Raw genomic sequence first — 11458 nt, forward strand, 5'->3', positions numbered from 1 at the left:
GGAGAAGCAGCGCCTTGCAAGTCATCCAATCCACCTATGTTGTCACCCTGCGCGACTACCCCGAAGAGATCCCCGCCAAGGAGCGGATTGCTGCAGAAACCCGGTATGCCCAAGCTCTGGAAAAGCAGCTCGGTGGCGCTGAACAGGTCGCCGCCGCCCTGGACACCATGCACAGCCTGGAAGAGTCGCCACCCGAGGTGGTTTCGCCTGGCGATCTCACCTTGCTCAAAGCCTGGGGCAAGGCCAGTGCGGCGGCCAAGCAGGCGGGGTTCCGGGACCTTGGGAAGGCGATGGGGCGTATTTTGAAGTGCAGCTGGTGTGAGGGGGGGGTCTACTGAGAACACGCCATGCCGATCAACGCGCGCTGGTCCTACCCTGCCTTGACGTGCACACCACAGGGCAGAGCCGGTAGTGTGTTCCCGGCTGAGACCGTGCTGCCGCTGGAGGCTGAAGCGTATGCGATCACCCGCGAGTGTGATGTCTGGGGGGTGACGGTGCAGCACTCGGGTGAAGTGCTGTATTCCGGGCCGGGGCCCGAGGTGCTGGTGGAGTCACCTGCGCCGTTTTGAAGCGATTTGATTGCACCGCACCGGCTTGCGGTCGTATGGTGCATCAGCAAGCAAGGAGTTGATATGTCGATGGACCGTGCCAACTATCCGGGGATTCCGGAAGACTTTCCGGTGACTGCCGTACCGTCTGCGGTTGCGGGTGCCCAGCCGAAGATGAACTTGGTTGAGGAAGGTGGGAAGTTCTATGCCCCGGGCACCTCGCCAGGCGAGGTCATGGCGGCTTTCCAGATGTGTGACGATCTGGTTTCGCAGATGGTGCCGTACTGCCAGAGAAAACTCGCCACCTACGAAGGCAACCAGGAGGCGACAGTGAAAGCTGCGTTGAAGGGCCTGCTGGCCAAGCGGTGGTGCACCGATGAGCAGTGCGTGTGGATCATGCGCAGGGTGGTGGATGAGCTGCAGTGGGCTGTGGGTGATGGCACTTTGGCAATCTAGTGCCCAATGCTGTAGCCAGGTCCCATGGCACGTGAGGGAGATCACACCAGCTACTGCGTCAGCTCCCTTTACTGATTGGATCGTTATGACAAATCCATCCTCCGATAGCCGTACCAATGCTCCTGAGCCTGCTTTGCTGCAAGATCTGCGAGGCCGGTTAGATGCCGCCGCTCAAAAGGCCTACGAACCCGACGATGGGCCTCTCTCTCCCGCACAGATCGCGGCCCTTCGGGCTGCCGCCGATGAGGATCTGCCGAAGGGGGCTGTTCTGCACAGGATTTGTCTTTTCCCTTGAGGATGAGATGGTGAAAAGACACTCGCCTACACTTTTATTGTCTGCCCGCATCGACCGGAGCAATGGCTCCCAGACGGTAGTGCTACCGCCCGGATTCAGGTTTCCCGATTCCGTCCGTGAGGTATTCATCCGCCGCAATGGCGAGAGGCTGGTGTTGACCCCGCTTCCGACCGATTGGTCTGGCTTCTTTGCTTCAGGGGTAAAGACCTCGGCCGACTTCATGGCGTTGCACGAGCGCTTGCCGATTCAGGAACGTGTGGTTGGACCTCCGGCCTGTTGAGCCCGAGGTAGTAAGAGGATTTCTGACTTCCTTGTCATTCATTCGCCGCCAGAACCGCTTCCGGTAAAGGGCGCGGAGCTGTCTGGTTTGCAGCGGTTGCTGCCGGCGGTATGTTCGATCCGAACACCCGGTATTGGCCAGTGAGCAGTCATTGCACACATTCGCGCAGGTATCCGACAGGGTGTTGGTTATCCTTTCAGCCCATGTATATCGAACTGCACCGCATCTTCCAAGAACTGCTTCCACCAGGGCGTCGAGGCGATGACGCGGCGCTGGAGCCCGGTCAGGGGCAAGAGACGGTATTTTTGTATGCGCTGCTGGAGCAGCCCAGGGTTGTTATGTTGGCAGAAGGTGGATCCGGCAAGACATGGTTGCTGCAGGAAGCGACTCGCCGCTTGCGGCGGGAGGGCAAGGCGGCCTTCTTTCTTCGTCTGGAGCATGTAGCCCAAGATTTCGATGGGGCGTTTGACATCGGCAGTAGCGAAGACTTCGAGGCATGGCTGGCCTCGCAGGAGCCCGGCTGGGTGCTACTCGACTCCATCGATGAGTCGCGGCTGCGTTCATCGCTGGATTTCGAGCGAGCGGTGCGCAGGGTCGCTGTGAAGCTGTCTACGGCAACGAAACGGACGCATATCCTGATGACCGGTCGGCCGTCGGCGTGGCGGCCTCGGACGGACCTGGACCTGTGTGGTCGACTGTTCCCGCTGCCCGAGGAGGAGGTGAAACGGTCCTGCCAGGGGCACGATGCGGGACCGGTCTTCCAAGTGGTGCGGCTGGAGCCACTTTCGTCGTCGCAGGTCGAGGTATTTGCCGCCGCCAGGGGCATCGGGGCCGTCAGACCTTTCATGGAAGCCATCGAACGGGCCGATGCCGGGTCTTTTACTCAGCGCCCTCAGGACCTGGACGAGCTCGTGGGGTTTTGGAGCGAGCGCGGGCTGATCGGCTCACGGGGGGAACTGATGACCGCCAGCGTGCAGCGCCGCTTACAGGACAACCAGGATCGCGCACATGCGTATCCCATGACTCCCGCACGTGCGCGAGAGGGGGTGGAAAAGCTTGCGGCCGCCCTGGTACTCACGCGCATGCAAAACATCCAGGTGCCCGATGGGCCGCAAGCCGGTCCGGGCCTGCGGCCACGCGACGTGCTGGGTTGGGACGATGCAGAGATCGCCGCGCTGCTGCAGCGATCGCTGTTCGATCCGGACATCTACGGTAGCGTCCGGTTCCATCACCGATCAGTGCTGGAATATCTTGCCGCTCAGTGGTTTCTCAGGCTGCTCAAGCAAGAGGTATCGCGTCGGCGGGTAGAAGCCCTGTTCATTCGCGAGCAGTACGGGCTCCAGGTGGTTACGCCCTCGCTGCGGAGCTTGTTGCCCTGGCTGGTCATGACCGACACGCGCATTCTCGCGCGAGTGCAGCAAGTGGCGCCGGAGATCGTGTTCGAAGGTGGGGATCCACTGCTGCTTCCTTCACACGTGCGCAGTGCCATCCTGACGAATGTCTGCAAGCAACTGGCGGCCGGCACGTCGGATCGCACCCCGGCCCAGTACAGCGCCATCCAGCGCTTCGCGGCGCCGGATGTGTCCGAGACCGTGCGCCGGCTGGTCCAGGAGTACAAGGACGAGGAAACCGTCACCGGCTTTCTCATGTGGATGGTGTGCCACGGGCGCATCGCGGACGCCCGTCCGGAAGCCCTGCAGATCGCCCTCTCCGCCACAACGCCTTCCGAGGGGCGCCTGGCAGCATTCCATGCCATGGATGCTGTGGGAACCCCATCGGACATGGCAGTCGTTCGCAGCCAGTTCGCCTCGGAGGGCGACAGCCTGGACCGGCGGTGCATGGCTGAGCTGTTGAGCCTGATCGATCAACCCGACGCCGCGACGCTGCAGTGGCTGATGGACTGCATTCCCCGGCTGGAAGAGTTCAACGAGTACGACATCACGGGCCTGACTACGGCGACGGTACGGTTCCTGGAAAAGGCTGACTTTTCTCTGATTCCGAACGTCATCGAGCGGGTGTATGCGCTGTTGATCAAACCTCCGGTCATGGAGCGTCACGACCATTGTCTGTCAGTGCGAAACAAATGGCTGCGCCGACCCATAGGTGCAGTGCTGAGCCGCCTCATCACCGCACGACATGAGTTTGCGCTGCAGCCCTGCGCGGTGGCAACACTGCATCTCTTGATGCGAGACAGTCCCTACGACGAGGACTTCCATGGCGTGAAAGAAACAGGCTTGCCTGATCAGGTGCAGGCTTGGTCTGCCCTCAAATGGGCCTGGCTTTGGTACCTCGTTGATCGACAGCGCTCGGAGCAGCGCGTCGTCGACCACAGGATGGCTCAGGCCTCCATGCATCCCGTGGACTGGGACGAGAACGACTTCGCTGCCGCCATTACCGCCACTACCGAGCGGGAACTGCCAGAAGACAAACGGGTGGCGCTGGAGATTGCGTTCCGGCTGTATGTGCGGGCCGAGCGACCGCAGGGTCTGCACGATCAGTTAGCGAGCGCGGTGGTCGGCAACGAGGCGCTGGTACTAAGGTTGCAGCAGCTTGAGGTGCCGCCCGAGAAGGACGTTGCGCTCCAGAAGCTGGAATGTGAGGGTGCCGAACGCCCGCAGCGCAGCAGGGAAACTGCGGAACGAGCCAGTGAGCAACGCCGGAAGGTTGCAGTGTGGCTCGCCGGCGGGCTTGACATCCTGCGTGACCCGGGCTTCGATGATCCTTCCAGTATGTGCAAAGAGCAGAGTTACCTGCTCGACGCCATGCTAAAGCTTGAGCAGGGCAACCACTCACGACGGATCCGCGGCGACTGGCGTGGCCTCGAAGCGGAGTTCGGCGCGCCAACGGCGCACGCGTTCCGGGACGGCATGGTGGCGTTCTGGCGCCGGCATCTGCCGAAGCTGCTCTCCGAAGGCGCGCAAATCAACGGCGGGCCGTGTGCCAACCTGTTTGGCCTGGCCGGCCTCACCGTCGACGCCGCGGAGACTCCCGGGTTGATGGAGTCGCTCTCGCCTGCGGAGGCCCGTGTGGCGTTCCGCTACGCGATGGTGGAGATAAACGGATTTCCGGACTGGTTTCCTGCCTTGTTCGCAGCCCACCCGCAGGTCGTCGTAGAGATGCTGCTGGCCGAGATCGCTTTCGAACTGCAGATGAGCGACTCGAACCCGACCACTCAGTACGTGGTCGCTCGCATCCATCGCGCGAGGGCATGGCTCGCCAACGCTCTGGCGCAGGGCATCCTCTCGTTGCTGACCATCCACTCGCCGCAGAGTCCCCGGGTGCTGGAACACCTTGTGGACATCCTCCAAGTGTCAGAGTTGTCCGATGGGCTCATTGCCGCCTTGGCGCGTGAACAAATGGTGACGGGAGATTCAATGCACCGTGCGCTGTGGGCCGCTACGTGGATTAGCGTCGATCCCGACCCCGCCCTCGGAACCGTAGAGCATCACCTGAACGCATTGGGTGACGTCGCTCAGCGCACTAAATTTACCATGGAGTTTATCGTGCATCTGCTGGGCAACCGGCGGACAATGTCCTGCATGCGCGGCGCGTACCGGACGCCAACGGTGCTAAAGCGCCTCTATCTTCTGGCGCATCAGCATGTGCGGGCCGATGAGGACATCGACCGCTCCGGCAAGGGCGTGTTTTCGCCCGGCCTGCGGGACGACGCCCAGGACGCGCGCGAGAGCCTAGTGCAGATGCTGCACGACATTCCAGGACGCGAGGCCTTTCTGGTGCTGCAGAGCCTGTCGCTGTACCATCCCCACGCTGACTATCGGCCTTGGCTGGCGCGGCAGACCCTGGCAAGGGCCCAGGCCGACAGCGAGCGGCCTGCGTGGAGCGAAAAGCAGGTGAGCGAATTCGCCGAAACCTACGAGCGCTCGCCAGCTAACCACCGCGAGTTGTTCGACCTAGCGGTCATGCGCTTGCTCGACCTAAAGCATGAGATGGAGGACAGCGATCTCAGCACCGCGTCAGTGGTCATCCGCACGGAGTTCGAAACCGAACTACGCAACTGGATCGCCGCATGGTGTCACCGCCATGCCCACGGCCGATTCGTGATTCCTCAAGAGGACGAACTCCCAGACGCGAAACGTCCCGATCTGCGATGGACTTGCTCGACTTTCCCTGGTGCCGTTCCGACCGAGTTAAAGATCGCCGATAACTGGACTGGACCGAAGCTATTCGAGCGGCTTGAACGGCAGCTCGCGGGCGACTATTTGCGAGACAGCGCCTCAAACTGCGGCATCTACCTACTGGTGTGGCGGGGCGCCAAGAAGCAGCGCTGGAAGCTGCCTGATGGCCGCTCGGTCGATTTCGTGACGCTGGTCGCTGCCTTGCAGTCGCATTGGACATGTGTGGCCACCCATCACTCCGGCGTCGAAGAAATTCAGGTCATCGGTATTGATCTGACCAAGCGGGCAGGCAAGACCGTATTAGTACCACCCACAGAGTGCTAACACCCGATAGTCCCGGGGCTTGAAGCGCGGCATCTTATCGCTCCACTGAACGCCTTGGGCCGAGGGGCCAGCGACTCCAGGAATATCATTTCATCTGGTTCCGCCGGGCCTCGAAGGCTCCGGGGATATGGTCGAAGAACGCGCTGGGCTTGGACTTCATTGGCTTGGCGTAGCTCTTTGTTTCTTACGCTTCAATTGTTTGAGGCGTTCACGTCCACTCCTGGCCACTACGCTAACCGACATCGACCCCTTCACGCTTGACCCACTCTAGCAGCGTTTGTGTCACGCAATCAATTTTGGGGCTAGCCGAGTCAATGTCGCGTAGCGAATGCAGCGGACACTCAGGCGGTCTTCCACGGATGGCTCAGATCAGCCTGTAGCCGTCACGCCGGAGATCTGTTCTGCGGCGGTTGCTGCCGGTCAGTTTGCGGAGGCGGGTAGACCGGTCCAAGGCAAAAGCAATGCTCTGCTCACCGGCTCCTAACCTGCGATCTCACCCTTAGCAGCGCATCGGCCAGCGCGCCAACACTGGGCAGTTCGCTGCCTGCCGGGGTCATGCAAACGAGCAGCTTTCTCCGAGACCAAGCATCTGAGAGTCCTACGACCTGGGTACCTGACTTGGCAAAGCGCACAGCGGCGCTCTCGGACATGACCGCCACTCCGACGCCTTCAGCTACCAGTTCCGCGACAGCGTCAAATCCACCCAGACGCACCCGATGGCGCGGGACACGGCCACTGCGACTGGCCTGGGCTGCCAGAAAGCGGCTTAGTCCGCTCTCCCGAGCTAGCCCCACAAAGGGATGCCCTAGCAATTCGCCATACGCCACGGAACGACGGCGGCCCAAAGACCAACGCTTTGGCAACAGTGCCACCAGACGGTCATCGACCCATGGCTGCACAAGCAGCCCAGAGGTATCGACGTAATCAGCGACGACGCCCAGGTCGGCGGTGCCACGGCGCAATGCCTCAACAATCGCCTCGCTCGAAAGCTCTTTCACGTCCACATCAAGATCAGGGGTCTTCACCAAGAATTGGCCGATCACGCGCGGAAGGCTCTCGGACATGGCTGCTGTGTTGCACAGCAGCCGAACGGTCCCGCGCAACCCATGACCAAAGCTCGCCATCTCTACATGCAGCGATTCGAGCTCAGCCAACACGCGGTGGGCGTGGCGCAGCAGGGCGCGTCCCGCATCGGTGGGTATTGCGCCCGACTTGGACCGCTCCAACAACCGTGAACCGGTCGCTTCTTCAAGACCCTTGAGGCGAGCACTAGCCGCAGCCAACGACAGGTTCACGGACGAAGCAGCGGCAGTGATGGTTCCATGCTCCATCACCGCCGCAAAGAGGTGTAGGTCAAACGGGTCAATGCGGTAATCCGTGGTGCGGCGCTTAAGGGTACTCATGACCGCCATCCTACGGAATACACGAAGGATCTGTTCACCGCTATCCGATGGACAGCACGTGACCCATGCGGACACCATAGGGCATGGACATATTGCAGCTCATGATGGTGGTCGTTGTCTTCGTTCTGGCCGGCTGTGTGAAGGGCATAAGCGGCATGGGATTACCTACAGTGGCCGTGAGCCTGCTCGGACTATGGATGCCCCCGGTGCAAGCGGCCGCGCTGTTGGTCGTACCCTCGCTGGCAACCAACATCGCGCAATGCCGGGGCCCTCACCTGCGCTCTCTGGTATCCCGGTTGTGGCCCGGTTGGCTCGCAATCGCGATCGTGACTGTCAGCGCACCAGGCCTGGGGGGCGCCGTTTCCGAACAAACGACCAAGGGCTGGCTGGGCGGGATTCTCATGGCGTACGGTGTTTGGGGCTTGTGGCGACCTCATCTGCCCGATCTTTCACTCACCAGCAAATGGCTCAGCCTGCCGACAGGCGCGGCCACTGGGCTCGTGACGGCACTCACGGCTGTCTTCGTATTGCCCTGGGTGCCTTACTTGCAGACGCTGCGGCTGGGCAAAGACGAGATGGTGCAAGCGCTGGGCCTTTCATTCACCGTTGCCACTCTGTCGCTCGCGGTGAGAGTGCAGATGTCCGTCCCGTTCGATTCGCTCTCCTCGTCTGTTGCCGTGGCAGTCGGTGGCGCATTGATGGGCGCATTTGGCGGACTCAAGCTTGGTGAGCGGCTACGCAGCCGCCTTGTCGGCCCAGCCTTTCAGAAAGTGCTTTTTACGGTGTTCATCGGATTAGGCACCGCCAATCTGATCCAGGCGCACTGACAGCAACATGAGTGGATACGTGGACTTGCTTAAAGCCGCGGCCTTGTTGGAAAGGGCTTACCGGCTGGCACACCTGCTGCAAGGCGAAGGTTTGCTTGAGGCCGAGAGCAGTCAGTTTGTTTCAGACGAGCTTGTCGCGGTGCTTGACGAGGCCCGTGTTGCTCTTTTTGCGGCCTGTGAATTGCCCAAGTCGATCTGATTTGCTATGCACTGGAATGCGCCATTTACGCCCCAGCTAACATTCGAGCGACGAAACCGGGCGACTGCTCCTGGCCCCAAACCCAAGTAGCGCTGAAGTACTTGTCTCAGAGCCACGCCCAGATGCGCCGCAGTAAGGCGGGTGCTGGCCGGGCAGGACGGAATACATAACGGGTTGGTTTGCGCATGGCCTTCTCGGTGTCGGTTTTTGCAATACTGTATAAAAAATCAGCATCATGCGCAAAAGTGCTTCGTAGCTCTCAACCTGTTCGCCCGGGGCATCAGAATTAGCGCGCCACCGTCCTTCGCCCACCTGATGTCCTCAGCCCTCGCACCCACCGAACTCCGGGGCTTCATCCTCACCCGCAACTGGCGCGACCTCCCGGACGGCACCGAGATCGAATACTGGCTGGCCACTGACGAGGGGCCGAAGAAGGTGCTTCTGACCCAGCAGGCCTCGGTGGCCTTTCTGCCTGTTCGCCACAGGGCTGCAGCACAGACCACACTGGCAAACCTGCAGGGCTTGGAGGTGAGGGAGCTCGATCTGAAGACATTCGACCAGCAGCCCGTCCTCGGTGTCTACGCCCGCAGGTTCCGCGATCTGGGCAAGCTGGCGCGCGCACTCCAGCCATTGGGGATCCCGCTGTACGAAGCGGATGTGCGGCCACATGACCGCTACCTGATGGAGCGATTCATCACAGCCGGTGTTTTGGTGGAGGGAGGGCACCGGGAAGGTTCGACCATCCTCGACGGCAGGTTGAAGCCCGCGTCTGGTTGGCGCCCGGTGTTGAAGGTGGTGTCGCTGGACATCGAGACGAGCGCGACCGAGGATCTGTACTCCATCGCACTGGATGCTGCATGCGACCGGGTGGTGTTCATGCTGGGGGAAGCACCAGAGTCTGTGTCGGCGCCAGCTGTGTCGCCGATGGACTTCCGGCTTGTGTACTGCTCAACTCGCAGGGCGATGATCGAGCACCTCAATGCCTGGTTTGCAGACCATGACCCGGATGTCATCATCGGCTGGAGCGTGATCCAGTTCGATCTGCGGGTGCTGCAAAAGACCGCCGATGCGAACTCCGTGCAACTGCTGCTCGGACGCGAGCGCCGCCCCATCGCTTGGCGTACGCACCCGGGGCGCCAGGGCTACCTGTTCGCGCCCATGTCCGGACGTGTGGTTGTTGATGGCATTGAGGCATTGCGGGCGGGCATGTGGAGCTTCCCGTCGTTCAGTCTCGAAGCGGTTTCGCAGGCACTGCTCGGCGAAGGCAAGGAGATCGGCGACGCCTACGACAAGATGGCCGAGATCGAGCGGCGCTACCAGGAGGACAAGCCGGCCCTGGCCAGCTACAACATCCGCGACTGCACCTTGGTCCTGCGCATCTTCGACAAGCTGGAGCTGCTGCCGTTCGTGCTGGAGCGCGCGCAGACGACAGGCTTGCAGGTGGATCACTTCGGTGGCTCCATCGCTGCGTTCAGCCACCACTACCTGCCGCGCATGCACCGCCTGGGCTATGTGGCACCCAACGTGGGTGACATCGCGGCCAAGGCCTTTCCTGGTGGCTATGTGATGGACTCGACGCCAGGCTTCTACGACTCCGTTGTAGTCCTGGACTACAAGAGCCTGTACCCCTCCATCATCCGGACCTTCCTGGTGGACCCGGTAGGCCTGGCCGAGGGAGAGAGCGCCGAGCTCCAGACCGGATTGGTGCAGGGGCCGCAAGGCACGCTGTTCTCGCGCGAGAAGCACTGCCTGCCGGACATCGTGACTACTCTCTCGAATGCCCGGGACGAGGCCAAGCGCGTGCGGAACCAGTCGCTGTCGCAGGCCCTGAAGCTGCTCATGAACTCCTTCGCTGGCGTGCTGGGTGCCTCCGAATGCCGTTTCTTCAACCCGAAGCTGGTGTCCGCCGTGACCCTGCGCGGCCATGAGGTGATGAAGCTGACCCGCGCGCTCGTAGACCAGCGCGGATACCAGGTCATCTACGGAGACACCGACTCCATCTTCATCTGGCTCAAGCGCACCTATCCCAATGCGGATGCGCACGCCATTGCGGCCAGCCTGGTGCAGGAGATCAATGCCTGGTGGACCCGCAAGCTGCGCGAAGAGCAGCAGTTAGAAAACTTCCTCGAGATTGAGTTCGACACCCACTACGCCAAGTTCTTCATGCCCACCATCCGGGGATCGGACGTGGGCAGCAAGAAGCGCTACGCCGGCCTGAGCGTCGACGCAGAGGGCCGGGAAGAGATGGTCTATCGCGGCCTGGAGATGGCCCGCAGCGACTGGACCCCATTGGCACGCCAGTTCCAGGAGGGCTTGCTGTCACGCATCTTCCACAAAGAGCCCTACCGGGCGTTCGTGGCCGACTATGCGCGGTCCATGCTGAATGGCCAGATGGATGCGCTGCTCGTCTACCGCAAACGCCTGCGCCACCGGCTCGATGCCTACGAGGTCAATGTGCCTCCCCAGGTGCGCGCGGCGCGCATCGCCGACGCACACAACGCGAAGCTGAACCGTCCCCTGCAGTACCAGCGCGGAGGCTGGATCCAGTATGTGATGACGCAGAGCGGTCCCGAACCCCTAGAGGCCCGACATTCCCGCATTGACTATGACCACTACCTCGTCAAGCAAATGCAGCCCATTGCCGATGCGATTCTTCAGCCGTTGGGCGACAGCTTTGTGGCCTTGACGAGTGCGCAGACGGTGCTGTTCTAGGCGCGGGGGACGACCTGGGGCGATACCTACGATAAAGCTGGTGGACCGGTCGTAGTCGCGTGGCAGCTTGCCGAGGCGACTGCTCTTTGGGCTTCAACCTCAAGAGCGCCAGACGGCAGTTTTGCAGCGATAGCCGTCGTATGACATTCGGTGCTGGATGTCTGCTTCCTTGCACGAAGCTGTTATCTATTCTCCGCTATGCCGCTGGCCCCCCAACGATCGTGGAGGCTGTTCTGTCATCCATCCTGCGTGTTCATAGTTGGCGACGAATCAAAACG

Annotated in this window: 8 protein-coding genes and 1 pseudogene; 7 read left to right on the forward strand and 2 right to left on the reverse strand. The window is 61.5% G+C overall.

The window, feature by feature from the left end; all coding sequences use genetic code 11:
- The first annotated feature begins 14 nt into the window (after positions 1-14).
- The 4 genes from LWW96_RS20510 to LWW96_RS20525 all read left to right on the forward strand — a co-directional run bounded on the left by LWW96_RS20510 (position 15) and on the right by LWW96_RS20525 (position 6039).
- Positions 15-338: a hypothetical protein gene (locus tag LWW96_RS20510; protein WP_291489714.1), complete on the forward strand. Its 324-nt coding sequence runs from the start codon at positions 15-17 to the stop codon at positions 336-338.
- A 9-nt stretch (positions 339-347) separates the two neighbouring features.
- Entirely contained in the window at positions 348-569 is a 222-nt protein-coding gene (locus LWW96_RS20515; protein ID WP_291489715.1) for a hypothetical protein, read from the forward strand.
- Between the two features lie 63 nt (positions 570-632).
- Positions 633-1004: a hypothetical protein gene (locus LWW96_RS20520; protein WP_291489716.1), complete on the forward strand. Its 372-nt coding sequence runs from the start codon at positions 633-635 to the stop codon at positions 1002-1004.
- A gap of 778 nt (positions 1005-1782) precedes the next feature.
- Positions 1783-6039: a hypothetical protein gene (locus LWW96_RS20525; RefSeq protein WP_291489717.1), complete on the forward strand. Its 4257-nt coding sequence runs from the start codon at positions 1783-1785 to the stop codon at positions 6037-6039.
- 152 nt (positions 6040-6191) lie between these two features.
- Here the strand turns inward: LWW96_RS20525 and LWW96_RS20530 are convergent.
- Both LWW96_RS20530 and LWW96_RS20535 read right to left on the reverse strand, forming a co-directional pair.
- Positions 6192-6355: pseudogene (locus LWW96_RS20530) on the reverse strand (IS3 family transposase); the annotation flags it as partial.
- A gap of 154 nt (positions 6356-6509) precedes the next feature.
- Positions 6510-7442 (reverse strand): LysR family transcriptional regulator, encoded by a 933-nt coding sequence (locus LWW96_RS20535; protein WP_291489718.1) that lies wholly within the window; start codon positions 7440-7442, stop codon positions 6510-6512.
- Positions 7443-7525: 83 nt separating this feature from the next.
- On the opposite strand from LWW96_RS20535, the gene LWW96_RS20540 reads away from it, so the two are divergent.
- From LWW96_RS20540 to LWW96_RS20550, 3 genes are all read left to right on the forward strand, one after another.
- Complete coding sequence (locus LWW96_RS20540; RefSeq protein ID WP_291489719.1) at positions 7526-8269, forward strand: sulfite exporter TauE/SafE family protein; 744 nt, start codon at positions 7526-7528, stop codon at positions 8267-8269.
- Between the two features lie 19 nt (positions 8270-8288).
- A complete protein-coding gene (locus LWW96_RS20545) occupies positions 8289-8468 on the forward strand; it encodes a hypothetical protein (RefSeq protein WP_291489720.1) in 180 nt (59 codons plus the stop codon).
- Between the two features lie 315 nt (positions 8469-8783).
- A complete protein-coding gene (locus tag LWW96_RS20550; protein ID WP_291489721.1) occupies positions 8784-11180 on the forward strand; it encodes a DNA polymerase II in 2397 nt (798 codons plus the stop codon).
- Positions 11181-11458: the final 278 nt, after the last annotated feature.

It is taken from the genome of Acidovorax sp. (assembly GCF_021287135.1).
In the GTDB taxonomy this organism is placed as follows: Bacteria; Pseudomonadota; Gammaproteobacteria; order Burkholderiales; family Burkholderiaceae_C; genus Acidovorax.

Excerpts from the sequence above, each read along its gene's own strand:
- LWW96_RS20520 (WP_291489716.1), top strand. The coding sequence starts at position 633 with ATGTCGATGGACCGTGCCAACTATCCGGGGATTCCGGAAGACTTTCCG.
- LWW96_RS20540 (WP_291489719.1), top strand. The coding sequence starts at position 7,526 with ATGGACATATTGCAGCTCATGATGGTGGTCGTTGTCTTCGTTCTGGCC.
- LWW96_RS20515 (WP_291489715.1), top strand. The coding sequence starts at position 348 with ATGCCGATCAACGCGCGCTGGTCCTACCCTGCCTTGACGTGCACACCA.
- LWW96_RS20525 (WP_291489717.1), top strand. The coding sequence starts at position 1,783 with ATGTATATCGAACTGCACCGCATCTTCCAAGAACTGCTTCCACCAGGG.
- LWW96_RS20535 (WP_291489718.1), bottom strand. The coding sequence starts at position 7,442 with ATGAGTACCCTTAAGCGCCGCACCACGGATTACCGCATTGACCCGTTT.
- LWW96_RS20550 (WP_291489721.1), top strand. The coding sequence starts at position 8,784 with ATGTCCTCAGCCCTCGCACCCACCGAACTCCGGGGCTTCATCCTCACC.